The organism is Pseudomonas sp. Pseusp16 (genome assembly GCF_047324915.1).
In the GTDB taxonomy this organism is placed as follows: domain Bacteria; phylum Pseudomonadota; class Gammaproteobacteria; order Pseudomonadales; family Pseudomonadaceae; genus Aquipseudomonas; species Aquipseudomonas fluorescens_CD.
The window spans coordinates 6,532,533-6,555,905 of record NZ_CP168522.1; the positions used below are offsets into that span (position 1 = coordinate 6,532,533).

Genomic DNA, 23,373 nt, shown 5'->3' on the forward strand with positions numbered 1-23,373 from the left:
CGCATGGCGTCCTCCGTTCGTGATCGATTCACGTTATGGCGGCTGTGTGTGGGAAGACCTTCGGGTCTACCGGGTTCTAGAGTCCTGGTCTGCTAGCCCACGCACGGCTGCCACCTTGATTTTCGTCTAGCAGCGAATCGTGGCAGCTCCATCACTCTAGGAGCATTGCCATGTTCAAACCCACGCCCAACCCCCCACGCAATCCCAGCCCCATGTTCTCCATCTCGCCAGGCATCAACAACGAAACGCTGTTGGCGCATGCCTGCGAATCACTGGCCTCGGCGAGCGTCATGACCAATGACTTTGCCGCTTTTCTGGAAGGTAGCCATCGCAACACGGCGCTGGCGATTGCACAGATCATCATGCTGGCCGAGCTGGCGGTGAATCGGGTGCTGGATAACCTTGATCCGCAAGATTGAATGCTGACTTGCAGCCGATCATTCCCACGCGCTGCACGGGAATGATCAAGGACAGGCTCAAGTACTCTCCCGCACCTTCAACTCAAACCCCATGTCCTGCACCGGCCTGGCCACGGTATTGCCGGCCATCAGCGTGAGCATCTGCTCCGCCGCACGTCGGCCGATGGCCTCGCGCGGGGTGTTGATGCTGCTCAGGCGCGGGACCATGTGTTCGGACATGGGCAAATCGTTGAAGCCGAGGATCGCCACCTGCTCGGGAATCTTGATGCCATTGCGCATGGCTTCGAGCAAGGCACCCTGGGCCAGGTCATCGTTGCCGAAGAAGATCGCATCGACATCGGGATGACTGGCGAGCAGTTGCAGGAACAGTTCTCCGCCCAGGCCGACCGAAGACGAGCGCGGCGTCAGCACTTCCAGGTCCGGGTCATACAGGCCGGCCTTTTGCAGGGCTTTGCGGAACCCTTCGCCACGCAGCAAGGTGCGTTGATCCAGTTGCGCGCCGATGTAGGCCAGACGCTTGCGGCCGCGAGACAGCAAGTGTTCGGCCGCCGTTTCGCCGGCCGCCAGTTGCGAAAAGCCAACGCAATTGAGCCCGGCCGCACTGTCCAGTTCCATCATGTACACGCAAGGAATGTTGCTGGCTTCGATCATCCGCCGTGAACTTTCGGTGCGGTCGAAACCCGTCAGCAACAAGCCACGCGGCTGATAGGCCATGTAATTGCGCAGCAGGTTTTCTTCTTCGTCGCGCGAATAGTGGAAGTTGCCGATCAGCACTTCGAAGCCCTTGGGCCGCAGGACCTGATGAATGGCTTCCAGGGTGTCGATGAACAGCAGGTTGGACAGCGACGGCACCAAAACTACCACTGATTGACTCTGGGCCGAGGCCAGGGCACGGGCGGCAGGGTTGACGACATAGTTGAGTTCCAGCGCCGCTTTCTGCACTTTTTCCACCAGTTCGGTGGCCACGGTGCTGACGCCACGCAGGGCGCGGGAAGCGGTAATCGGGCTGACGCCGGCCAGTCGGGCAACTTCGTTGAGGGTAGGGCGGCCAGTGGTGCGGGTATTTTTATCGTTCTTGGTTGTGTTCATCGATGGCTTGCCAAACAAAATTCAAGGCACTAAGGTAGCGCTGTCTCGATGCAGCTGCAAATGCGTGAGCGGGGGTTCGCCTGATCCTCGCTTTTTGGTGTCGGGACTTAACCTGCTGCAACCCACAAAATGACAAGAAAGGCGTCGGCAACTCCTGCTTTTGGTCTAGTGTCATAACTGGCAAAGGTAGCGCTGTCTGCGCGCTGAGGTGTTACATGAATCATCCCATCACCGCCCTGGTCATCATGGGCGTTGCCGGTTGCGGCAAGACGTGCGTCAGCGAGGCCCTGTGCCAACTGAGCGGCGCCACTGCCATTGAAGGCGACTCTTTCCACCCTGCCGCCAATATCGAAAAGATGAGCGCGGGGATCCCCCTGAACGACGAAGACCGCGCCGGCTGGCTCGACAGCCTGTGCGATGAACTGCGTCGTGTCGACGCCATGGGCCAGCGCCCGGTGCTGACCTGTTCGGCGCTCAAGCTCATCTATCGCGAACGCTTGCGTAGTGCCTTGCCGGGCCTGGGCTTCGTGTTCCTTGAGCTGACCCCCGAAGTGGCCGCCGACCGTGTGTCCCATCGGCCGGGCCACTTCATGCCGTCGACCCTGATCGCCAGCCAGTTCGCCACCCTCGAATCGCCCAAGGGCGAGCCGTTGACCCTGGCGCTGGATGCTTCGACCCATAGCGTCGAGCAACTGGCTGCCCAGGCTCATGTCTGGTGGCAGGCGAACGGCCTGAAGCAGGCGGTATGAGTGTGCTTGTAAAGACAGCGCTGTCCTCACGGCTTCTGATCAACCCGCTTTAATAACAACAACAACCAGGAGACACCCCCAATGTTTGGCATGTCCCACGAGACGTTCCTGCTGCTCGATGCAGTGGTCACGGTGATCGGGCTTATCGTCCTGATCACCAAGTTCAAGTTCCACCCGTTCATTGCCCTGACCATTGCCGCCGCTTTCCTCGGGCTCACCTCCGGCATGCCGATCGGTACCATCATCAAGGCGTTCCAGGACGGCTTCGGTGGCGTACTCGGTTTTGTCGGCATCATCCTCGCGCTGGGCACGATGCTCGGCAAAATGATGGCCGAATCGGGCGGTGCGGATCAGATTGCACAGACGTTGATCCGCGCCTTCGGCAAGGACAAGGTGCAGTGGGCGATGATGTTCGCCGCGTTCCTGGTGGGTATCCCGCTGTTCTTCGAAATCGGCTTCGTGTTGCTGATTCCGTTGGTGTTCATCGTGGCCCGCCGCACCGGCGTGTCGATCATCAAGATTGGTATTCCACTGCTGGCGGGCCTGTCCGCGGTACACGGCCTGGTGCCTCCGCACCCGGGTCCGTTGCTGGCCATCGGCGTGTTCGGTGCCGACATCGGCAAGACCATTCTCTACGGTCTGATCGTTGCACTGCCGACCGCCATCATTGCCGGTCCGATCTTCGGTACGTTCATTGCCAAGCACATCCCCGGTCATCCGAATCAGGAGCTGGTGGATCAACTGGCGCGCGAGTCGGATTCCGCCGATCTGCCAAGTTTCGGCATCACCCTGGTCACCGTGCTGTCGCCGGTGTTCCTGATGCTGCTCAAGACCTTCGCCGATGTGGTGCTGCCGGATGGCAACTTCTTCCGCACCTTCATGGACCTGATCGGTCACCCGATCTCGGCGCTGCTGCTGGCGTTGCTGCTGTCGCTGTACACCTTCGGCCACAAGCAGGGAATCGGTTCCCAGCAGATCCTGAAATGGCTGGATGCGAGCCTGGCGCCGACCGCCGCGATCATCCTGATCATCGGTGCCGGTGGTGGCTTCAAGCAGATGCTGGTGACCAGCGGTGTGGGTGACGTGATCGGCCACATGGCGGTGGCCGCGCAGATCTCGCCGATCCTGCTGGCCTGGCTGGTGGCGGCGGTGATTCGTATCGCCACCGGTTCGGCAACCGTGGCGACCATTACCGGCGCCGGCATCGTGGTGCCGGTGGTGGGGATGATGCCGGGTGTGAACCGTGAGCTGCTGGTGCTGGCCACCGGTGCCGGTTCGTTGATCCTGTCTCACGTCAACGACGCCGGTTTCTGGCTGGTCAAGCAGTACTTCAACATGACCGTGGCGGAAACCTTCAAGACCTGGACCGCGATGGAAACCATCCTGTCGGTGGTGGGCCTGGGCTTTATCCTGCTGTTGTCGTTGTTCGTTTAAGCAACACCGCAAAACCCAATGTGGGAGCGGGCTTGCTCGCGAAAGCGGTGTGTCAGTCAACGAAGATGTTGTTTGACGCACCGCATTCGCGAGCAAGCCCGCTCCCACAGTGTTTTGTACCGGGTGTCAGGATTTGGTTACTAGCCCATCCGCCCGGAACATCCCGCGAATCCCGCGCACGGCCTGACGGATCCGGTCCTGGTTTTCGATCAGCGCAAAGCGCACGTGATCATCGCCGTATTCGCCAAACCCGACGCCCGGCGAGACACACACCTTGGCTTCGGCCAGCAGTTTCTTGGCGAACTCCAGCGAGCCCAGGTGCGCATAAGCCTCGGGAATCTTCGCCCAGACGTACATCGACGCTTTCGGGTTTTCGACCATCCAGCCCAGCTCATGCAGGCCTTTGACCAGCACGTTGCGTCGCTGCCGATACTGCTCGGCGATGTCGCGCACGCATTGCTGATCGCCTTCCAGCGCGGCAATCGCCGCCACTTGCAGCGGGGTGAAGGTGCCGTAGTCGTGGTAACTCTTGATCCGCGCCAGGGCGTTGACCAGTTCCGGGTTGCCGACCATGAAACCGATGCGCCAGCCGGCCATGTTGTAGCTCTTGGACAGGGTGAAAAACTCCACCGCAATGTCCTTGGCGCCGGGCACCTGCATGATCGACGGGGCTTTCCAGCCGTCGTAGACGATGTCGGCGTAGGCCAGGTCGTGCACCACCAGTACGTCGTACTGCTTGGCGAGGGCGATCACCCGCTCGAAGAAATCCAGCTCCACGCACTGGGCGGTAGGGTTGGACGGGAAGCCGAGGATCATCATCTTCGGTTTCGGGATCGAGCCGCGAATCGCCCGCTCCAGTTCAGCGAAGAAATCCACGCCAGGAATCAGCGGCACCGACCGCACCTGGGCGCCGGCAATCACGGCACCGTAGATGTGGATCGGGTAGCTCGGGTTCGGTACCAGTACGGTGTCGCCCTGGTCCAGGGTCGCCAGCATCAGATGCGCCAGGCCTTCCTTGGAACCGATGGTGACGATGGCTTCGTTTTCCGGGTCGATGTCGACCTCGTAGCGATCCTTGTACCAATTGGAAATCGCCCGGCGCAGACGCGGAATGCCCTTGGAGGTGGAGTAACCGTGGGTGTCTTCGCGTTGGGCCACCGTCACCAGTTTTTCGACGATGTGCGGCGGGGTGGCGCCGTCGGGGTTGCCCATGCTCAAGTCGATGATGTCTTCGCCACGACGACGGGCGGCCATCTTCAGCTCGGCAGTGATGTTGAAAACGTAAGGGGGGAGTCGATCGATGCGCGCAAAGCGGCGCGGCGAACCTTGTTCGGCCATTGTTGCCTCGGATAACGTAAGCGCCCGGAACCGTCCGAGCGACGCAGGTCAGCGGTGACCTGTGACGGAATGTACGGGCAGCTGTGGCAGACTGTCCAGCCTCCATGTAAACAAATTTTTCCGAAGGAAATGGGTCGATGGAATTTTCCAGTGGCTTCTTGCTGAGCCTCTCGCTGTGTCTGGATATCGGCGTGGCCAACATCGCAATGATCACCCTGGCCATGCAACGCGGTTATTTCCAGGGCTTTGCGCTGGGCCTCGGCACTTGCGTCGGCGACCTGATCTACGCGGTACTGGCACTGGCCGGCATGACCGTGTTGCTGCAGTACGAAAGCGTGCGCTGGGTGTTGTGGATTGGTGGCTCGGCGCTGTTGGTGTACTTCGCGGCGAAGATGATCTATTCGGCGATTCACCACGAGGCGTTGCTGGCCGAGACGGCGGAGGTCGGGAACAACTCCCACCGCAAGGAATTCTTGCGCGGGATTTTTCTCGCCATGTCCTCGCCCAGCGCCATTCTCTGGTTCGCGGCCGTTGGCGGCACGCTGATCGCCCGTTCCGGTGGCGGTGGCCCGCTCAGTTCGGCACTGTTTCTCGGCGGGTTCCTCTGTGCCGGGCTGCTCTGGTCGGCAGGCTTGTGCTTCGCCGCGAGCCATGGCGGCAAGTTGCTGGGTGACAAGCTGCTGCGGTATTCTTATATGGCATCGGCGGCGATCTTCTGTTATTTCGCAGTCTACGTGATTCTATCTGGCTATAACGAGTTCGTCGGTGCCGCCGCCGTGGAGCAGCTGCACGCGCTGTAATTGGGCGAATCGGGTTTGGCTTCTATACTCCCAGCCGAACCCATTTTTATGCGTCAGGAGTCGAGCCATGGATGAGCAAATACGCGTTGAAGTGACGGAACCACGCTTCGAACACGGACACTTCCTGCTGATTGCAGGGCTGGGCGGACAATTTACCCAGCAAACCACCCAGGACATTCCAGCACTCTGGGATAAATTCATTCCTCACATCGGCAATGTTCCGGGACAGAAGGGCGAAGTCACCTACGGCGTCTGCTGCAATTTCGATGGCAAGGGCGGCTTCGATTACATCGCAGGGGTCGAGATCAGCAAACTCGACGACTTGCCGGAAACCTATCGCTGGGTGGAAATTCAGCCGCAGCAGTACGTGGTGTTTGAACACAAAGGGCCGCTGGACACCTTGCCGCAGACCTTTCAGTACATCCATGGCACATGGCTTCCGCAGTCCGGGCGTGAACTGCTCAACGCCCCGGAGTTCGAGCGCTACAGCGAAGACTTCAACCCCAAGCTCAACACCGGCAAGCTGGAAATCTGGTTGCCGATCAAGCCATGACGCTTGAAACGAGGGGCGGATCAGCCGATTCGTCTCTCGATGTCCCACGACGGCTGATTTATGATCGCCAGCCTTTCCCACGCTGATCCCGAGCTGCCATGAACACCGTCATCCGCAACGTCACCCCTGCCGATCTTGACCGCTGCTTTGCCATCGAAACCCTCGCCTATGAAGGTGACGAAGCCGCGACCCGCGAGAAGATCGCCACCCGCATCGCCACTTGGCCCGAGGGTTTTATCGTCGCTGAAGTGGACGGAGCCGTGGCCGGTTTCATCAATTCCGGCGCGGCGTTTCAGGTGGAAATGTCGGACGAGGCGTTCAAGGAACTGATCGGCCACGACCCGGCCGGGCCGCACGTGGTGATCATGTCGGTGGTGGTGCATCCGGATTATCAGGGGCAAGGCCTGGCCAAGCGCCTGATGGGCGAGTTCATCGAGCGCATGCGTGCGCTGGGCAAGGTCAGCATCAACCTGATGTGCAAGGAACGGCACATTCCGTTGTACGCCGGGTTCGGTTTTGCCTACGTCAAACCCTCGGCTTCCGACCATGGCGGCATGGCGTGGCATGAGATGGTGCTGGAACTCTAATCCGACGTAGATCCCCTGTAGGAGCGAGCTTGCTCGCGATGGAGTGTCAGTCGACACCACTTATGCTGACACACCTTCGCGAGCAAGCTCGCTCCTACAGAGGGGCAGTGTTGTGTCAGTAATGTCTGTAAAGAACTAACGCGCAGTCAAAACACCAACCCCATCCGCCGCTCATAGCCGATCCGGCCCTTGTACGCCTCGCCGCTGTCGACAAAGCCAAACCTGGCATACAGGGCGATGGCCGCCTCGTTGTCGGCATCCACCGACAGCTCCAGCGCCTTGATTTCCGGCCAGGCCCGGCGCGCCGCCTCGGGCAGCGCCTGCAGGCAGGCCTTGCCGTAGCCTTTGCCCTGAGCGCGTTGATCGACTTGCAGTGCATGCAGGGTGGCGCTGTGTTCATCGGCCCAGGCCGGCAGCACCGGAGGGCGCTTGAGCAGCAGGAACGCGACGGGCACACCTTCGGCCAGCAGGGCGAAGCCCTTGACGCCGGGGCCGGGCCGGGACAGCAGGGTGTGCAGGGCGCCGTGGATATCGCCGGAGAATCTGATTTGCTCCGGGTGCACTTCGATGGCCTCGACCTGTTGGCGCTGCAGCGTGTTCAGGCTTTCATAAGTCACGAGTCGGGCTGTCACGGGATTGTCCTTTTTCCTACATGAATGAATCTCGGATTCTAACGAGTCTGGTCGTTTGGATTATTTTTATTTCACCTGTCGATTTGCCGGATCGCCGGACGACTAAGGGTGTCTTCACTATAAAAACCACGGAGAACCACCATGAACTCGCAAACCCAGATCCAGAACCTCATCGAGAACTATCGTCAGGCGGTCAAGGCCAAGGACATTGAAAAAGTCATGGCCCTGTATGCCGATGACATCGTCTCCTTCGACGCGGTCAAGGCCCTGCAATTCAAAGGCAAGCCGGCGTATCGCGCGCATTGGCAGGCCTGCATGGAAATGTGCCCCGGCCCGCACATCTTCGAATTCCACGAAATCACCATCGAGCCGTCCCAGGAAATTGCCTTCGCTCACTGGCTGGCCAATTGCGGTGGCACCAACGACAAGGGCGAAACCCAGTCCTGCTGGATGCGCGTCACCGCTTGCTATCGGCAGGAAGCCGGGCTGTGGCAGATTGTCCACGAACATTGGTCGGCACCGTTCGACATGACCAGCGGCGCGACGCTGTTCGACCTCAAGCCCTGATCGTCGGGAAGCCGAGCCGCAATGCCAATCAGCGACCATAGTTGATCGTTCGATAAGGAGAGCGTGATGAAGTACTTATGTCTGGTCTACAGCGATGAGCGTCTGCTGCATTCGCTGCCGGAAAGCCCGAAGGACGAAGAGTGCATGGCCTACGCCGAGTCGATCCAGGGCAGTGGCCGGATGGTCGCCGCCGAGGCGCTGGAATCGGTGCAGACCGCGACCACCGTGCGCATGCGCAACGGCAAGATGTCGATCACCGACGGCCCGTTCGCTGAAACCAAGGAGCAACTGGCTGGCTTCTACCTGATCGATGCCAGGGACCTCAACGAAGCCATTCAGGTCGCCGGCAACATTCCGGCGGCCCGGGTCGGCAGCGTCGAGGTGCGTCCCGTTCGGCAGTTGAATCCTTAGATGCCGGGGCTGCCGGTTCAGGCGCAGGTCGAGCGGGTCTATCGCGAAGACTCGCGGCGGATTCTCGCGACCCTGATTCGCTTGCTGGGGGATTTCGACCTCGCCGAAGAAGCCTTGCACGAGGCGTTTTTCATCGCGGTCGAACGCTGGCAGCGTGATGGCGTGCCGGACAATCCGCGGGCCTGGCTGGTGTCCACCGGGCGCTTCAAGGCCATCGATGCCTTGCGCCGGCGTGCGCGTTTCGCCGCGTCGCAGCCCTTGTTGATCGCGCAACTGGAGGAGCTGGAACAGGCTGACTGGAGTGTTGAAGACGTGGAAGACGATCGCCTGCGGCTGATCTTCACTTGCTGCCACCCCGCCCTGGCGGCGGACGCGCAAGTGCCGCTGACGCTGCGGGAAGTCTGCGACCTGACCACGGAAGAAATCGCCCGGGCCTTTCTCTCGGCCCCGGCCACCATCGCCCAGCGCATCGTGCGCGCCAAGGCGAAGATCCGCGACGCGAAAATCCCTTATCAAGTGCCGACACTGGCCGAGTTGCCCGAGCGTCTGGACAGCGTATTGCGGGTGATTTACCTGGTGTTCAACGAGGGCTACTCGGCGTCCGTCGGGGCCGAACTGATCCGCGAGGAGTTGACCCGCGAGGCGATCCGTCTCGGCCGGTTACTGGTGGAGTTGTTGCCGGAGCCGGAGGTGATGGGCTTGCTGGCGTTGATGCTGTTGCACGAGTCGCGCCGCCCGGCCAGGACCTCGGCAAGCGGCGAGCTGATCGTGCTGGATGAACAGGACCGTTCGCGGTGGGACGCCGGTTTGATCAGTGAAGGCTGCGCGCTGATCGAACAGGCGTTGAGCATGGGGCGATTCGGACCCTATTGCCTGCAGGCGGCCATCGCGGCGGTGCATGCCGAAGCCCCGACCGCAGGGGAAACCGATTGGCCGCAGATTGTCGGTCTGTATGACGTGCTGCTGCGGGCGGTGCTGTCGCCGGTGATCGAGTTGAATCGGGCGGCGGCGATTTCGAAACGGGATGGGCCGCTGGCGGGGCTGACGTTGGTGGACGCCATTCTGGAGCGCGGAGAACTGCTCGATTACCACCTGGCGCATTCGGCACGGGCGGAATTTTGTCGGCAACTGGGCCGCAAGCAAGAGGCGCGGGCGGCGTGGGAGCGGGCGCTGGCGTTAACCCGGCAAGAGCCGGAACGGCGGTTTATCGAAGGGCGGCTCAAGGCGTTGGAGTAGTGTGATCTTACTGGCCTCTTCGCGAGCAAGTCGGATCGCCGCACCGCCGCTCCCACAGTGACGGTGGTGCACACAGATTTTGTGATCGACACAATGACCTGTGGGAGCGGGCTTGCTCGCGAAGGACGCACCACTATTCCAGCATCTTGCCCAGCAACCAGCTCCCCGCCGGCCCCGGTGGATTCAGCCGTGACCACAACGCATCCACCGACACCGTTTTCGGCCAGCCGCGCACCACCAGTTCCTGCAACGTGCCTGGCCCGAATCGCTCGACCAGCCAGCGGGGCAGCGGCGCCCAGCCGAATCCGCCCTGGGCCATTTCCAGCAGCATCAGATAGCTCGGTGCCGACCAGACGCGACCCTTCGCCCGACTTTCATAGGGATTGATGATGGTGGCCAGGCGCAGCTCGCGGTGCTGTTGCAGTGCGTCCTGATCGACGTAGGCCAGCCTTGCCAACGGGTGGGCAGGGGACACGAACAGGGCGATTTCCGTGCGTTCGTCCACCGTCGAACTGACCAGGTCCGGCGGGTAGCTGTCCTGCATTTCGGCGAAGGCAATCTGCGCCCGGCCGCTTTGCACCAGGGACACCAGGTCATCGCATTCGGCGATCAGGCATTCGAGTTCCAGGTCGGGATAACGCTGTTCGAAGGCACTGAGTGAGGCTTCGAAACGGTCCGACTGATAGGTATCGGACAGCGCCACCGTCAGCTTCGCTTCCACCCCTTGGGACAGTTGGCTGGCGGTCATTTCCAGGCGACTGGTGGCGGCCAGGATGTCCTCGGCCCGTTGCAGCATGACGTGCCCGGCCGGGGTCAGCCCGGGCTTGCGGCTGCTGCGGTCGAACAGCGTCAGGTTCAAGTCGATTTCCAGGCTGGCCACCGCCGCGCTGATAGTCGACTGACTGCGGCCCAGCTTGCGCGCCGCGGCGGAAAACGAGCCTTGGGTCGCGGCTTCGACAAACGCCAGCAACACTTCGTGAGAAGCCATGAACTATCGCCTTGATCGATGGTTATTGGTTATGAAGTATCGGTGTGATGACAGATCATGGCAACCACAGTCACTCAAGGGAGTTCGGCCATGAGCGCCAACAAGTCCATTACTGAACGTATTTTCCAGGCCATCGGTTTCGAACTGCTGGCCATCCTGATCTGTACCCCGTTGCTGGCCTGGATCATGAAGAAGCCGATGCTGGAAATGGGTGTGGTCACCCTCCTCATCGCCGCGCTGGCCCTCGCCTGGAACGTGGTCTTCAACGGCATGTTCGACCGTGTGCTCAAGCGCTTCGCCATCGTGCACAACGCCTGGGTCCGGGTGGTGCATGCGCTGTTGTTCGAAGGCGGACTGGTCGCCCTCGGCGTGCCGCTGATTGCCTGGTGGCTGAAGGTCAGCCTGTGGCAGGCATTCCTGCTGGATATCGGCGTGTTGCTGTTCTTCCTGCCGTACACCTACGTCTATCACTGGGTGTATGACGTGGTTCGCGAGCGGATGGTGATGACTCGCGAGGTTTGCTGAGTAGCGTTTGAACCAGGCTTTTGTGGCGAGGGAGCAAACTCCCTCGCAACAGGGCGTTTTACAAAAACATCCCCCCCGACGCCTCGATGCGCTGGCCATTGATCCACTGGCTACCCGGCGCCAACAGCAGCGCAATCGCGGCGCCGATGTCATCCGGCAAACCGGCGCGACCCAGGGCGGTGTTGTTCGCCACCAGCGTGTTCAACCCGGGGTTGTCGCGCACGGCGCCGCCGCTGAAATCCGTTTCTATCGCCCCCGGTGCCAGGATGTTTACCGCGATGTTGCGCGCGCCGAGTTCCTTGGCCTGGTAGCGGGTCAGCACTTCCATCGCGCCTTTCATCGCCGCGTAGGCGCTGTGCCCCGGCAGACTGAAGCGGGCCAGGCCACTGGAAATGTTGACGATGCGACCACCGTCATTGAGCAATGGCAACAGCGTCTGCGTGAGGAAAAACGGCCCCTTGAAGTGGATGTTCACCAACAGGTCGAACTGTTCGACGGTGGTGTCGACGAAGTTGGCGTGCAGGCCGATCCCGGCGTTGTTGACCAGAAAGTCGAAGCGCTCGCGTTCGAAGTGGCTGCGCAAGACCTTCGCCACTTCGCTGCCGAAGGCGTCGAACTGCTCACTCCGGGCAACGTCCAGTTGCAGCATGACGGCGCGACCGCCAAGGCTTTCAATCTCGGCCACCAGTGCCTGCGCTTCGTCGGCGCGGCTGTTGTAGGTGCCGATGATGTCGATGCCTTGGGCGACCAGATGCAGGGCTGCGTTTTTGCCGAGGCCGCGGCTGGCGCCGGTGATCAGTGCGATTTTACGGTTCATGGGACTTCCTCAGGTGCAGTGGCGGTTGATGTGAGGAAGTTTATTTATCCGCTTATGGGTGATAAACAGAGTGAAAGCGGAATCACTGGTCGGATAATCCGAACAATAAAAGAGCAGGCTGATGAACAAACTGGAACTGTTGCGCACCTTTGTCCGTGTCAGCGAGATGTCGAGTTTCACCCTGGCCGGCGAAAGCCTGGGCTTGCCTCGCTCAACGGTGTCCGAGCATGTGCAGGCACTGGAGGCATTGCTCGGCACCCGCCTGTTGCAACGCACCACGCGCAAGGTTCAGGCGACCCAGGATGGCCTGGTGTTGTACGAGCGCAGCAAGGACCTGTTGTCGCACATGGACGAAATCGAGGGACTGTTTCGCCAGGACGAGGAGTCGCTGGTCGGGCGCATTCGCATCGACCTGCCGAACATTCTCGCGCGTCGGGTGGTGATGCCGCGCTTGCCGCAGTTCATGGCGCAGCACCCGCTGCTCGAACTGGAAATCAGCAGCACCGACCGCCGGGTCGATCTGCTCGCCGAAGGCTTCGATTGCGTACTGCGCATCGGCGCCCAACCGGATCAATCGGTGGTGGCGCGACACCTGTGTGACTTCACCATGGTCAACTGCGCCAGCCCCGCGTATTTGCAGCGCTATGGCGTGCCCGAGCGGCTGGAAGATCTGGCGCAGCATCGGCTGGTGCACTACGTCGGTGTATTGGGCGGGCGTTCGGAAGGGTTTGTGTACGTCGACAAGGGGCAGGTGCAGCGAATGCCGATGGCCGGCAGTGTCACGGTCAACAGCACCGATGCCTACGAGGCCGCCTGCCTGGGTGGTTTCGGCCTGATCCAGGCGCCGAGGATGGGCATGCGGCAATACCTGCAAAACGGTGATTTGGTGGAGGTGTTGCCGCAGTTCAACGCGCCGTCCATGGAGGCATCGCTGCTCTATGCCCGGCAGCGGCATTTGCCGTTGCGGGTGAGGGTGTTCATGGACTGGCTGGGGGAGGTGATCCGCTCGGAAGCCTGAGATCGGTTTTTTTTTTGTGGGAGCGGGCTTGCTCGCGAAAGCGGTATGTCATTCAGCAATGATGGTGACTGACACTCCGTCTTCGCGAGCAAGCCCGCTCCCACAGGGTTTTGGGTCGGCTCCAGGTCTTTGGGTCAGACGTGGAAGTAACCCACGCACGAATCGAACGGCAGGCGCTTGAGTTCGATCTTGTTCAGGTCGAGCACTTCACGCAGGGCTTTGGTTTCGCCAGGGAAGTTGCGGTAGGCGACTTCATCGAGCACCACGATCGCGCCTTTGGGCATGTACGGCAGGAAGGTTTCCAGCGCGACTTTGGTCGACTCGTACAGGTCGGTGTCGAGGATCAGCATGGCCACGACCAGGTCCGGACGGGTCTTGACCCACTCCGGTACGGTCTTGACGATGTCGCCCTTGACCAGCTCGCAGCGCGGAATGCGGTTGACCGGGCGCAACAGGTCGTTGGCGTCGATCATGTCCTGGATCAGCGACTGGTCGGTGTCGGCGAACATGGTCTCGTTGACGTCGGCCGGGTCTTCTTTCTTGTCGATGCTCTGGAAGCCTTCGAAGGTGTCGAAACCCACGATCGAGCGGTTGATCGCATACGGCTCGAGAATCATCGACAGGTGCATGTAGAGCATCAACGAGTTGCCCTTGTACACGCCGCACTCGATGATCGCGCCCGGTACTTCAGCGACCTTCTTGAACAGTTCCATGCGCGACAACGCGGCGGTCACGCCGATGCGGTTGGCGAAGACGAATGGGGCGTCGGCCACGTATTCGGCATCGACTCGTTTCAGAACGCCGGAACGGGTTTCGTTGTACTGGGCCTCGGCGGGCGTGATGCGACGCTTGGTCATTGCTGGATTCCTCGGAAATTCGAAAAGTCGTGGACGTGGAAGTAGTCTTTGAAGCCGGCGCCGACATCCGGGCAGGCGCTGTCGACGTTAATCGCGCCGCGCTGGTGCTTGAGGTCGTCGAGATGCATCAGGCGAAAGTCCACACTGAAGCGGGTTTGTTGCGTGTAATTGGGTACGGTGCCGTGCAGGTGCGAACCGGAGAACACCAGCATCTCGGCCGTGTTGCCGGCGATGCGCAGTTCGCTGGCATCGTTGATCGCTTCGGTGGGCACCGGGTGTTGGCGCGCCTCTTCTTTGACGTTGTCCTTGGCGCGCTGGCGTTGCACGTCGATCCAGTCAGACAGGCTCCACTGCGCCGAGGTGTTTTGCACCGGGACGTCGAAGTAGGCCGGGTTGATCATCATGGTCTGGTCAGGCTGGATCGTGTAGACCGGCATCCAGGTATTGATCTGGCAGTCGACACCGCCGTACCAGGTATCGCGATGGGGCTTGTAGGCATAGCTGACGCCGGCGTGCAGGTAGTCGTAGTTGGGCACGACACGGATGCGCGGCACATCGAAAATGAATTCCTCGGGAGCGGCACCGATTTCCTCGGTGAAGCTGCAGATCAACTCCTTGGCACGCAGGCTGTTGGTGAACTGGCCCTTGAGGCGAGTCACCAGCACCACGAATTCTTCCACCGGCATCAGCGTGTGCAGGGCCTGGTGGTTGGTTTCGCCATCGAAGGCGGCCGTGATGCTTTCCTGCGCGAACGCACAGAGTTCTTTGGCGGCGCGTAACTGCGTGTTCAGGAAAATATCGCCCGCGTAAATGGCTTCTTTAAAGTCAGCTTTCTGTTGCAGCTGATTGATGTACAGATTCACGGTTCCTCTCCTGAATACATCGAGTGTCTTATGAGTCGGCATCGCGCTAACAAACTGAAGGGCTGCCGGAGGCGAGGTGCGTCAATAAAGCGCAAGCCCTAGAGTTTGTGAGCAAATGCCGTGCCGCTGGACGAAAAAAATCCCGGCGGGAAAACCCGCCGGGATGATGTGCTTGGAACCTGTACCCTGTGGGAGCGGGCTTGCTCGCGAAGGCGGTGTGTCAGTCGACTGCAGTGCTGTCTGACACGCCGCCTTCGCGAGCAAGCCCGCTCCCACACACAGACATGTTTTGCAGCGATTCAGAACAACTGCGTGAACAACCAGTACAGGCTGCCCGACAGCAGGATCGCCGCTGGCAAGGTCAGCACCCAGGCCATCAGCAGGTTGCGGATGGTCTTCATCTGCAAGCCGCCACCGTTGGCGACCATGGTCCCGGCCACGCCCGAGGACAGCACGTGAGTGGTCGACACCGGCAGGCCGAACATGTCGGCGGCGCCGATGGTCAGCATCGCCACGGTTTCTGCCGAGGCGCCCTGGGCGTAGGTCAGGTGGGTCTTGCCGATTTTCTCGCCGACGGTCACCACGATGCGCTTCCAGCCGACCATGGTGCCCAGGCCCAGGGCGATGGCCACGGCGATTTTCACCCACAACGGAATGAACCGCGTGGCGTTGTCGATCTGTTGCTTGAACAGTTGCAGCTTGCCGCTGGTGTCGGCGTCGAAATTGCCGACCTTGTTCTTGTCCATCAGGCGAATGGTTTCGCTGCTCAAATACATGTCGTTACGCACGTTGCCCACGGCTTCGGCCGGGACTTTCGACAGCGAGCCATAGCTTTTCACCTGGGCGCCGATGCTGCCGGTCAGCGCCGCCAGCGCCGGCACCAATTGCGGGGTCGCTTCCTTGGAACGGACGTATTCGGACAACACCGGACGCGGGTCGGCGGGTGCTGGCAGCGGCGCAGCTTTCACCAACGCTTGCTGGGTGACTTCGGCGACCGCGGCGAACTGCAACGCTTGATCCGCCGGCATGGTGCGGTTCAACGCGTACGCCATAGGCAGCGTGCCCACCAGAATCAGCATGATCAGGCCCATGCCTTTCTGGCCGTCGTTCGAACCGTGGGCAAACGACACGCCGGTGCAGGTCATGATCAGCAGGCCGCGAATCCACCATGGCGGCGGGGTCTGGCCCTTTGGCTCCTTGTACAGCGCACGGTTCTTGACGAACGCGCGCAGGGCCAGCAACAGCAGCGCGGCGCAGCCGAAGCCGACCAGAGGCGAGAGCAGCAGCGCGTAACCGATCTTGGTTGCCTGGGCCCAGTCCACACCGCTGGTGCCGTCGCGGCCGTGCATCAGAGCATTGGCCACGCCGACCCCGATGATCGAACCGATCAGGGTGTGCGATGACGACGCTGGCAGCCCCAGCCACCAGGTGCCGAGGTTCCACAGGATCGCGGCGATCAGCAGGGCGAAGATCATCGCGAAGCCGGCGGACGAGCCGACTTGCAGGATCAGCTCCACCGGCAGCAGGGCGATGATGCCGAACGCCACCGCGCCGCTGGACAGCAGCACCCCGAGGAAATTGAAGAAACCGGACCAGACCACCGCCACGTTCGGCGGCAGCGAGTGGGTGTAGATCACCGTGGCCACCGCGTTGGCGGTGTCGTGGAAGCCGTTGACGAACTCAAAGCCCAGGGCGATCAGCAGCGCCACGCCGAGCAGCAGGAACGGCGTCCAGGTGGTCACCACCGTGCCGAGTTCGTTCATGTCGTGCATCAGGCTGTAGGCGGTAAACAACAAGCCGATGGCCAGCACGGCAACAAACACCACGATGGTGATCAGGCCGGGTTTTTTGTCGAAATGCGGTTTGGCGCTACTGGCGGGTGCCGGGGCGGCGGAGAAGGAGGGTGTAGCCATCACGGACATTCCTGAGGAGGGAAGGAGTACCGGTGATAATCGTTGCCAATTGTTACAGGGAGACTGCTCTGGGTCAGTGTTCAGGCTTTTTGCAGGGCCGCTGATTTGAAGTCACCTGCCTGTGGAAGTGAACCCTGGAACCTGTGGGAGCGGGCTTGCTCGCGAAGGCGATGTGTCATTCAACTTTGATATTGACTGACCCGACGCCTTCGCGAGCAAGCCCGCTCCCACAGGGACTGCAGGTGCGCTCAATAATCCTGCTGCTTGCGAAACGCCCAGCGTCCGGCGATCACGGTAAACGTCGCGACCAGCGCCACAAGGATCCAGAAACCTTCCGGATCACCGGCCAGCGGAATACCACCGACGTTCATGCCGAAGAAGCCGGCGATGATGTTGATCGGCAGCGCCAGCACCGTCACCACCGTCAGGGTGAACAGCGTGCGGTTGGTCTGTTCGTTGATGTTGGCGGCGATCTCTTCCTGCAACAGCTTGATCCGCTCACCCAGCGCCGTGAGGTCGTTGATGATCAACGCAAACTCCTCGGTGGATTTGCGCAATTCCTTCACGTCTTCCTTTTGCAGCCATTGCGGCGGCCGGTTGAGCAGGCGCAGCAACGAGCCTGGCTCCAGCGCCAGCAGCCGTTGCAATCGCACCAGCACCCGGCGATTGGCGCCCAGCTCGGCGCGGTTGGTCGACAACCGCGAGGACAGCAATTCGTCTTCGATCTGATCCACGCTCTGGCTAGTCTTGCGCACGATCTGGGTCAGCACTTCCCCCTGATCGCGCAGCAGATGCACCAGCAGTTCCAGCGGCGAGCGAAAGCATTCCCGGGCCTTCACCGACGAGCGCAATTTGTCCACCGAGTGCAGCGGTTGCAGGCGGGCGCTGATGATCAGTCGACTGCGGGCGCACACCCACAGGGTCGAGACATCCGACGACACCATGTTGCTGAGGTTGAACACCACGTCGTTGACCACCGCCAGCAACGCAGAGTCGACATGCTCGATGCGCGTCGAGCGTGAGCCTTCGTGCAGCGCTTCGAAAAACTCCTCGGGCAATTCCAGATGACTCTTCATCCAGCGTTCGCACGCGGCGTGCGCGAGGTTCAGGTGCAGCCACAGAAATTGCTCGTCGCTTTCCGGTTGTTGCAGGTACTGCAAGGCCTCGGCGGAATTGATTTCCCGACCGGCCTCACCGGGGCGAAAACTGAAACCGTAGAGCAGGCCGAACAGATCCGTGTCGCGATGGCTTTGATCGATGCTGTGGTTCATGAGGACTCGCAAGGGGAGGCGCCTGTCACGTGTTTTACAGGTTCACTTGAGCGGCATCATCGCAAGCCGGGATGACGTTTTTGTGACAGGAAAATAAACGCATACGATTGCTCTGTCGGCGGACTGGATTGTCTTAAGAACCGCTCTGGCACGCCGATCACGCGGGGGGGCTGTTGCGCGCAGTCGGCGATCGGCCAGCAATAACCTGCACGGTTTGTCGGGGCAGTTGAACGAGGTGACGGCACGCCTGAGCGCTTGAATCCCGAATGCGCAAAAGCCGCACGACTTCTCAATCGTGCGGCTTTTGTGTGTTTCGGGATCAGGTGTCCTGTTTGTTTTTCAGGAGTTTGCCGTTGGAGGCATCGATGTCCACATCCCACTCGACGTTCCTGGCGTCACGCAGTTCGATTTCGTACTCGTAACCGTTGAAGTGGTTGTCCAGTTCGGTTTTGGTGATCGTTGCACCCGGGTGCAGATCCAGCGCGATCTTGTTCAGGTCTTCCAGCGGCTTGATCTTGCCGTCCTTGACCAGTTGCGGGATCGTATCGACCCGCACATCGGCCTGGGCCAGGCCCGCGCCGAGGGTCAGGGTTGCAGCGGTAAACAAAGCAGTCAGGGTCTTCATGGGATGCTTTCCTTGGGCGATCCGTTCAAGTGAGATCAGGTTAGCGTGGGTAACTTAATCCACCCTTAAATCCCCCGGCATGTCCTGCATCAATCCCTGTGGGAATGTGTGTTCGCCGCAAATTTTGCTGGCACACGCATAACCTGTGGGAGCGGGCTTGCTCGCGAAGAGGCCATCAGCTTCAACATCAACATCGACTGACACTCCGCTTTCGCGAGCAAGCCCGCTCCCACAGGTTTTGTGCAATTCTGAATCAATACCCGTTGTTTTTTAGCACCTGCGCCACATTCGCCGCCGGACGTTTATAAAACTTCAACAACTCTCTGGCGCGGTTGGTGAAAATACCGTCGACTCCGGCGTCCATGACTTTCTGGTAGTCCACCGCCTCGTCGACGGTATAGACGTGTACCAACAGGCCCTGACTGTGGGTGTACTGGTTCATCCACGGTTGCACCAGGTCCGAATAGCTCTGGTCGCCACCCTGGGTCAGTGCGGCGGACGGTCCTGTGCCAATGGCGCCCTGGGCCTTGGCGTAGTCGATCCACTGCTGGAATTCGGCCTTGTCCTTCGGTTCCTGACTGGCGTAGTAAGCGGCCTTGTCCTTTGCGCCGGACTCGGCAAATGTCACCTTGGACTTGGGCTCGATACTGCCTTCACCGACCCACAACAGCAGGATCTTCGGCACCGCCGGCATTTCTTTTTGCAGCAGTTCGAGGCTGCTCTTCTCAAAGGTCTGCAGGACCACCTTGCCTTTGCCCTGGCCGACCGCCAGTTCGCTTTTCGCCAGTTTCGAACCGGTAGGGCTCAGCCAGCCACGGTCCTGAAGTTTTTCCTTGAGGTCGCGTTCGATGCCGGGAAACTGCTTCGGCTCCTTGGTCTCGATATACAGGCCTGGCTTGTGCAAGGCGTTGCCCTCGGCGATGTCGATGACTTCATCAAGGGTCAGAATCTTCAGGCCGGCGAAGGCCGGGCGCGCGCGATCCGGGTACGCGGCGTTGAACCAGCTGCCCGCATCCAGGGTTTTCAGCTCGGCCATGGTGAACGCAGTGGCCGGGCTGTCCTTGCGCTCGGGGAATTTGCTGGCGACGTCAGTGGTGCGTTGCAGGTTGTTGTCGTGCAGGGCAAACAGCACGCCATCCTTGCTGCGTTGCAGGTCCATTTCCAGGTAGTCGGCGCCCAGGTCGCGGGCAGCCTTGTAGGCGGCGGCAGTGGATTCCGGTGCATCGAAAGACGCGCCACGGTGAGCGATCACAGCCGGATGCGGAATACCCGAACGGGTTGCCAGCGCCGTCGGGCCGGGTTCGCTGGTGGCCTGTGCCTGGCCGAAGCCGAGCAACAGGCTCAGTAACAGGGCGCTTTTAGTAAAGGGTACAGGCATGGTCGAGATCCTTTCGCAATGAGGGGGGCGGTTCCTTTTAACAACTGATCATTGCACACGCTATCGCGAGAGCGACACAAACCTGTTCAATGCAGAATTTTTTCAGCGCTTTTGTGCGGTTCCTTGCAGTAATCTTGGCCTCGGCCATTTCCCCGGCAGAGGGAAACCCATGCACCTGCCTTGCGTGTAAACCATCGATCAGCGGTCCGTTGTGACCTTATGTGAGGTTTACCATGCGCATCACTTCCCAGCTCATCTGCCAGGCTGCCGACCAACTCAAAGGCTTCGTCGGCCTCAATCGCAAGACCGGGCACTACATCGTGCGCTTCAGCGAAGACTCGTTCGGCATGGACGTGGCGGACGACGGCATCATCCCGACCAGCGAGTTTGTCTGGGGTGCGGGGCCCGGGCAGGCCATGACGCTCAAGCGCGAATTGATTCAGTTGCTGCTGGAGCAGAACATCGATGAGCGGATCAACATCACCGAGCCCTTGCGGGTGTACATGAACCGGCGGGACGTGCCGGAGATTTCGGCGGTTCGCAGCCTTGTTCAGGGCTGAGTTTTTGCGGTGATTTGACGGGCCCCTTCGCGAGCAAGCCCGCTCCCACAAGTCTGATGGCAGCACACGAAACCTGTGGGAGCGGGCTTGCTCGCGAAGACGGCCTCAAGCACACCACATCATTTACAGGCTGAATTCGTAGGCCCGCTCAACCCTGCACACCCGCGTATGACACCGCGCATACCAGGTCGAGCGCCCACGTTCGCGAATCGCACTGTGCTGCGGATGATGCTTCCACGCCAGAATGGCCGCTTCACTGGCCCAGTACGACACGGTTATTCCCAACCCATCCTCACCCCGAGCCGATTCCACTCCGAGAAACCCCGGCTGTTCACGGGCCAGTTCGAGCATGCGTGCGGCCGCTTCGGCGTAACCCAGGTCGCCCTCGGTGCGCACCGAGGTGAAGATCACCGCGTAATAAGGCGTCGCTGGCGTATCGGCGATCATGCTGGCTGCCCCGCACAGGCTGCGACAAAGGCGCCAACCAGCGGCGGCGTGATGCCTTTGAGCGCCGCCCGCTCGGGCTGGAACAAGGTCGCGACAAAGAACGGATGGCCGCTGAGTTCGACCGCGCGCAGGCCTTGTTGCGAATCGTGGCCGACGGCGTGAAGTTCACGCTTGAGCAGCTCCCCTTCGAACTGCGGATTCACCCCATAACGACAGCGATAGCCTTCACGAATCTCGGTGTTTTCGTACGCCTGGGCGATCAACGAGCCTTCACGCAAATGAATGGTATCGACCGCTTCCACCAGCGCGCACGTCAGCGGTGTCAGCAGCGCCCGTGTTGCATCGGGCGCCGTCTCGCCGTGTTCGGCATCCGACCAGCCCAGTACATTGCGCGCATATTCCAGCACCGCGTGTTGAAAACCACCGCAGGTGCCGAGGAAAGGTCGCCGTTGTTCGCGGGCAAAACGGATCGCTTGCAATGCGCCGTTCATGTTGCGATACGGGCTGGCCGGTACGCACCAGAAGCCGTCGAATGTGTGCAGTGGTGTTTCGGTGTGGATTTCATCGGTGGCCAGCCATTGCCATTGCAGGTTCAGGCCGGTGTACGCGGCGACCCTTTCGAGGGCAATGGGGATGGCTTGGTGGGCGGTGACCTGTGGGTCGTAGTCGCCGATCAGGGCGATGCGAATCGGGCGGGTTTCCATGGATGGCCTCTGCACTTGTTGATTCCTGGTGCCCACTATAGATTGGCGTTCACGCACTCAATATTGGCGTTTTCCCAAGTGATCAATGCAGCCACGCACTATCGACTGGACTACCCGGACCTGGCCCTGATCCTTGCGCTGGTACGCGGCGGCTCTCTGGCCCGGGCCGCACAGCTGTTGAAGGTGGATGTCTCGACGGTGTTTAGAGCGGTTCGCCGGCTGGAGGCTGCACTGGGTCAGCAACTGTTCGAAAAGAGCCGCGCCGGTTACTTGCCCTCCACCCTGGCGCAGTCCCTGGCTGAACAGGCCGAGCGCGCCGAGCAGGCGCTGGAGGCGGCGCGCATCGGTGTGGAGCAGGGCGGTGAAGTGATCAGCGGCATCGTGCGCCTGACCTGTACCGATTCGGTCCTGCAAGGTTTGCTGTTGCCGGCGCTGGCGCAGTTCATGCCGAATTATCCGGCGCTGACGCTCGAACTCAGCACGTCCAATGATTTTGCCAACCTCAGCCGTCGGGATGCCGATATCGCCCTGCGCCTGACCCGATCGCCACCGGAGCACCTGGTGGGACGGCGACTGGCGGATATTTCCTACCGCGTGTGCGCCAGCGAGCGATACCTGCAATCGGTCAACACCACAGACCTGGTCTCATTGACCTGGATCGCTCCGGACGACTTCCTGCCCGATCACCCGACCGTTACCTGGCGTCGCCAGGCCTTGCCGGGTGTAACGCCGGGCTATCGCTGTAACAGCATGCTTTCGGTTACCGAGCTGGTCAGGGCGGGGCTGGGCGTCGCGGCATTGCCGGACTTTTTGATCGGCGACGGACTGCAGCCGCTGGGCGAGCCGTTGCACGGATACGACACCGCACTGTGGCTGCTGACCCGTCCCGACTGCCGCGCGTTGCGCTCGGTGGTCACCTTGTTCGACGAGTTGGGGCGGGCGCTGAAACTGCCGTGAAGCCGTTCAGGCTTTTGGCTCATCCTTGTGCACGAAGTGTTGATGCATTTCCGTGGTCAGGTTTTCGATGCGCTCGGTGAGGGCCTTGGTCATCTCCGTGAGGCGGGTGTTCTGCTCAAGCAGCTCCAACAGTTGCGCGGTGTTTTTCGCGGCTTCTGCCTGTCGTTCGCTGTTGGCGATCGCCAGCGCTTCGCGGTGCTGCGCATCGGCATCGGTCTGGGCTTTGTCCCGCGCGGCCTGACGAGTCTGGGCTAACAGAATCAATGGTGCGGCATAGGCCGATTGCAGGCTGAAAGCCAGGTTGAGCAGGATGAACGGGTACGCGTCGAAGTGGGTGAAACCGGACAGGTTGAGGCACACCCAGGCCACCACGATCAGTGTTTGTGCGCCAAGAAAGGTCGGGGTGCCAAAGAATCGGGCAAAGGCTTCTGCGCGCAGGGCAAACTTGTCATTGCCAAAGGTCGGCGCCAGGTGGGCATGGGGGCGATGGAAACGCAGGTGATCGACGGGGGCTGCGGTTGCTTGGCTCGTGGTGGTCATGATGCTCTCTGTTTGTCTCCGGGACTGAGGCTCACTATAGCCTCAGCGCCAGTTTCATTCTGAAACACATGTACCGTTCAAATCAGCGCCATCAA

At 60.8% G+C, this 23,373-nt stretch carries 27 protein-coding genes; 13 read left to right on the forward strand and 14 right to left on the reverse strand.

Annotated elements, in window-relative coordinates; all coding sequences use genetic code 11:
• The first annotated feature begins 170 nt into the window (after positions 1 to 170).
• Positions 171 to 419 carry a DUF6124 family protein gene (locus tag ACEN8Q_RS29665; RefSeq protein WP_057713571.1) on the forward strand — a complete coding sequence of 83 codons (249 nt, stop codon included), beginning with the start codon at positions 171 to 173 and terminating at the stop codon, positions 417 to 419.
• A 57-nt stretch (positions 420 to 476) separates the two neighbouring features.
• Here ACEN8Q_RS29665 and ACEN8Q_RS29670 read toward each other — a convergent pair whose 3' ends face one another.
• Positions 477 to 1,508 carry a LacI family DNA-binding transcriptional regulator gene (locus ACEN8Q_RS29670; RefSeq protein WP_413428852.1) on the reverse strand — a complete coding sequence of 344 codons (1,032 nt, stop codon included), beginning with the start codon at positions 1,506 to 1,508 and terminating at the stop codon, positions 477 to 479.
• A gap of 215 nt (positions 1,509 to 1,723) precedes the next feature.
• Between ACEN8Q_RS29670 and ACEN8Q_RS29675 the strand changes: the two genes are divergently transcribed.
• Both ACEN8Q_RS29675 and ACEN8Q_RS29680 read left to right on the forward strand, forming a co-directional pair.
• Entirely contained in the window at positions 1,724 to 2,257 is a 534-nt protein-coding gene (locus ACEN8Q_RS29675) for a gluconokinase (protein WP_413704114.1), read from the forward strand.
• An 81-nt stretch (positions 2,258 to 2,338) separates the two neighbouring features.
• The gene (locus ACEN8Q_RS29680; protein ID WP_413428853.1) at positions 2,339 to 3,691 is read left to right on the forward strand and encodes a GntP family permease; all 1,353 of its coding nucleotides are present in this window, start codon (positions 2,339 to 2,341) and stop codon (positions 3,689 to 3,691) included.
• A 126-nt stretch (positions 3,692 to 3,817) separates the two neighbouring features.
• Here ACEN8Q_RS29680 and alaC read toward each other — a convergent pair whose 3' ends face one another.
• The gene (gene alaC, locus ACEN8Q_RS29685; RefSeq protein ID WP_413427326.1) at positions 3,818 to 5,029 is read right to left on the reverse strand and encodes an alanine transaminase; all 1,212 of its coding nucleotides are present in this window, start codon (positions 5,027 to 5,029) and stop codon (positions 3,818 to 3,820) included.
• Between the two features lie 137 nt (positions 5,030 to 5,166).
• On the opposite strand from alaC, the gene ACEN8Q_RS29690 reads away from it, so the two are divergent.
• From ACEN8Q_RS29690 to ACEN8Q_RS29700, 3 genes are all read left to right on the forward strand, one after another.
• The gene (locus ACEN8Q_RS29690; RefSeq protein ID WP_413427327.1) at positions 5,167 to 5,829 is read left to right on the forward strand and encodes a LysE family translocator; all 663 of its coding nucleotides are present in this window, start codon (positions 5,167 to 5,169) and stop codon (positions 5,827 to 5,829) included.
• A 67-nt stretch (positions 5,830 to 5,896) separates the two neighbouring features.
• Positions 5,897 to 6,382 (forward strand): GyrI-like domain-containing protein, encoded by a 486-nt coding sequence (locus ACEN8Q_RS29695; RefSeq protein ID WP_413427328.1) that lies wholly within the window; start codon positions 5,897 to 5,899, stop codon positions 6,380 to 6,382.
• Positions 6,383 to 6,480: 98 nt separating this feature from the next.
• The gene (locus tag ACEN8Q_RS29700; protein WP_413704115.1) at positions 6,481 to 6,969 is read left to right on the forward strand and encodes a GNAT family N-acetyltransferase; all 489 of its coding nucleotides are present in this window, start codon (positions 6,481 to 6,483) and stop codon (positions 6,967 to 6,969) included.
• A 146-nt stretch (positions 6,970 to 7,115) separates the two neighbouring features.
• Here the strand turns inward: ACEN8Q_RS29700 and ACEN8Q_RS29705 are convergent, their stop codons facing one another.
• On the reverse strand, positions 7,116 to 7,601 hold the full coding sequence (locus tag ACEN8Q_RS29705) for a GNAT family N-acetyltransferase (protein ID WP_413427330.1): 486 nt from the start codon (positions 7,599 to 7,601) through the stop codon (positions 7,116 to 7,118).
• Positions 7,602 to 7,742: 141 nt separating this feature from the next.
• On the opposite strand from ACEN8Q_RS29705, the gene ACEN8Q_RS29710 reads away from it, so the two are divergent.
• From ACEN8Q_RS29710 to ACEN8Q_RS29720, 3 genes are all read left to right on the forward strand, one after another.
• A complete protein-coding gene (locus ACEN8Q_RS29710; protein WP_085717123.1) occupies positions 7,743 to 8,168 on the forward strand; it encodes a YybH family protein in 426 nt (141 codons plus the stop codon).
• A gap of 66 nt (positions 8,169 to 8,234) precedes the next feature.
• Positions 8,235 to 8,579: a YciI family protein gene (locus ACEN8Q_RS29715; protein ID WP_007985194.1), complete on the forward strand. Its 345-nt coding sequence runs from the start codon at positions 8,235 to 8,237 to the stop codon at positions 8,577 to 8,579.
• Positions 8,580 to 9,815 (forward strand): RNA polymerase sigma factor, encoded by a 1,236-nt coding sequence (locus ACEN8Q_RS29720; RefSeq protein ID WP_413704116.1) that lies wholly within the window; start codon positions 8,580 to 8,582, stop codon positions 9,813 to 9,815. It begins immediately after the preceding gene.
• A 133-nt stretch (positions 9,816 to 9,948) separates the two neighbouring features.
• On the opposite strand, the gene ACEN8Q_RS29725 is transcribed toward ACEN8Q_RS29720, so the two are convergent.
• Entirely contained in the window at positions 9,949 to 10,803 is an 855-nt protein-coding gene (locus ACEN8Q_RS29725; RefSeq protein WP_413427334.1) for a LysR family transcriptional regulator, read from the reverse strand.
• Positions 10,804 to 10,893: 90 nt separating this feature from the next.
• On the opposite strand from ACEN8Q_RS29725, the gene ACEN8Q_RS29730 reads away from it, so the two are divergent.
• Positions 10,894 to 11,328, forward strand: coding sequence for a multidrug/biocide efflux PACE transporter (locus ACEN8Q_RS29730; RefSeq protein WP_413427335.1), 435 nt, complete (start codon positions 10,894 to 10,896; stop codon positions 11,326 to 11,328).
• 58 nt (positions 11,329 to 11,386) lie between these two features.
• Here ACEN8Q_RS29730 and ACEN8Q_RS29735 read toward each other — a convergent pair whose 3' ends face one another.
• Positions 11,387 to 12,145 (reverse strand): SDR family NAD(P)-dependent oxidoreductase, encoded by a 759-nt coding sequence (locus ACEN8Q_RS29735; protein ID WP_413427336.1) that lies wholly within the window; start codon positions 12,143 to 12,145, stop codon positions 11,387 to 11,389.
• Positions 12,146 to 12,266: 121 nt separating this feature from the next.
• On the opposite strand from ACEN8Q_RS29735, the gene ACEN8Q_RS29740 reads away from it, so the two are divergent.
• A complete protein-coding gene (locus ACEN8Q_RS29740; protein ID WP_413704117.1) occupies positions 12,267 to 13,163 on the forward strand; it encodes a LysR family transcriptional regulator in 897 nt (298 codons plus the stop codon).
• A gap of 134 nt (positions 13,164 to 13,297) precedes the next feature.
• On the opposite strand, the gene ACEN8Q_RS29745 is transcribed toward ACEN8Q_RS29740, so the two are convergent.
• The 6 genes from ACEN8Q_RS29745 to ACEN8Q_RS29770 form a co-directional block, all read right to left on the reverse strand.
• Positions 13,298 to 14,020: a TylF/MycF/NovP-related O-methyltransferase gene (locus tag ACEN8Q_RS29745; protein ID WP_085717129.1), complete on the reverse strand. Its 723-nt coding sequence runs from the start codon at positions 14,018 to 14,020 to the stop codon at positions 13,298 to 13,300.
• On the reverse strand, positions 14,017 to 14,883 hold the full coding sequence (locus tag ACEN8Q_RS29750) for a hypothetical protein (protein WP_413427338.1): 867 nt from the start codon (positions 14,881 to 14,883) through the stop codon (positions 14,017 to 14,019). The genes ACEN8Q_RS29745 and ACEN8Q_RS29750 overlap by 4 nt, the downstream gene beginning before the upstream one ends.
• A gap of 299 nt (positions 14,884 to 15,182) precedes the next feature.
• Positions 15,183 to 16,796 (reverse strand): inorganic phosphate transporter, encoded by a 1,614-nt coding sequence (locus ACEN8Q_RS29755; RefSeq protein ID WP_413427339.1) that lies wholly within the window; start codon positions 16,794 to 16,796, stop codon positions 15,183 to 15,185.
• 248 nt (positions 16,797 to 17,044) lie between these two features.
• Positions 17,045 to 18,067: a transporter gene (locus ACEN8Q_RS29760; RefSeq protein WP_008022830.1), complete on the reverse strand. Its 1,023-nt coding sequence runs from the start codon at positions 18,065 to 18,067 to the stop codon at positions 17,045 to 17,047.
• A gap of 319 nt (positions 18,068 to 18,386) precedes the next feature.
• The gene (locus ACEN8Q_RS29765; protein WP_413704118.1) at positions 18,387 to 18,692 is read right to left on the reverse strand and encodes a PepSY domain-containing protein; all 306 of its coding nucleotides are present in this window, start codon (positions 18,690 to 18,692) and stop codon (positions 18,387 to 18,389) included.
• A 253-nt stretch (positions 18,693 to 18,945) separates the two neighbouring features.
• Positions 18,946 to 20,070 (reverse strand): glycerophosphodiester phosphodiesterase, encoded by a 1,125-nt coding sequence (locus ACEN8Q_RS29770; protein WP_413427341.1) that lies wholly within the window; start codon positions 20,068 to 20,070, stop codon positions 18,946 to 18,948.
• A gap of 233 nt (positions 20,071 to 20,303) precedes the next feature.
• Between ACEN8Q_RS29770 and ACEN8Q_RS29775 the strand changes: the two genes are divergently transcribed.
• On the forward strand, positions 20,304 to 20,630 hold the full coding sequence (locus ACEN8Q_RS29775; RefSeq protein ID WP_413704119.1) for a DUF2025 family protein: 327 nt from the start codon (positions 20,304 to 20,306) through the stop codon (positions 20,628 to 20,630).
• Positions 20,631 to 20,753: 123 nt separating this feature from the next.
• Here ACEN8Q_RS29775 and ACEN8Q_RS29780 read toward each other — a convergent pair whose 3' ends face one another.
• Both ACEN8Q_RS29780 and ACEN8Q_RS29785 read right to left on the reverse strand, forming a co-directional pair.
• Positions 20,754 to 21,077 carry an antibiotic biosynthesis monooxygenase family protein gene (locus ACEN8Q_RS29780; RefSeq protein WP_085717136.1) on the reverse strand — a complete coding sequence of 108 codons (324 nt, stop codon included), beginning with the start codon at positions 21,075 to 21,077 and terminating at the stop codon, positions 20,754 to 20,756.
• Complete coding sequence (locus ACEN8Q_RS29785; RefSeq protein WP_413705522.1) at positions 21,074 to 21,781, reverse strand: CTP synthase; 708 nt, start codon at positions 21,779 to 21,781, stop codon at positions 21,074 to 21,076. The genes ACEN8Q_RS29780 and ACEN8Q_RS29785 overlap by 4 nt, the downstream gene beginning before the upstream one ends.
• 15 nt (positions 21,782 to 21,796) lie before the next feature.
• Between ACEN8Q_RS29785 and ACEN8Q_RS29790 the strand changes: the two genes are divergently transcribed.
• Positions 21,797 to 22,738: a LysR family transcriptional regulator gene (locus tag ACEN8Q_RS29790; protein WP_413704120.1), complete on the forward strand. Its 942-nt coding sequence runs from the start codon at positions 21,797 to 21,799 to the stop codon at positions 22,736 to 22,738.
• Between the two features lie 6 nt (positions 22,739 to 22,744).
• On the opposite strand, the gene ACEN8Q_RS29795 is transcribed toward ACEN8Q_RS29790, so the two are convergent.
• Positions 22,745 to 23,278: a DUF1003 domain-containing protein gene (locus ACEN8Q_RS29795; RefSeq protein WP_413427344.1), complete on the reverse strand. Its 534-nt coding sequence runs from the start codon at positions 23,276 to 23,278 to the stop codon at positions 22,745 to 22,747.
• Between the last annotated feature and the right edge of the window lie 95 nt (positions 23,279 to 23,373).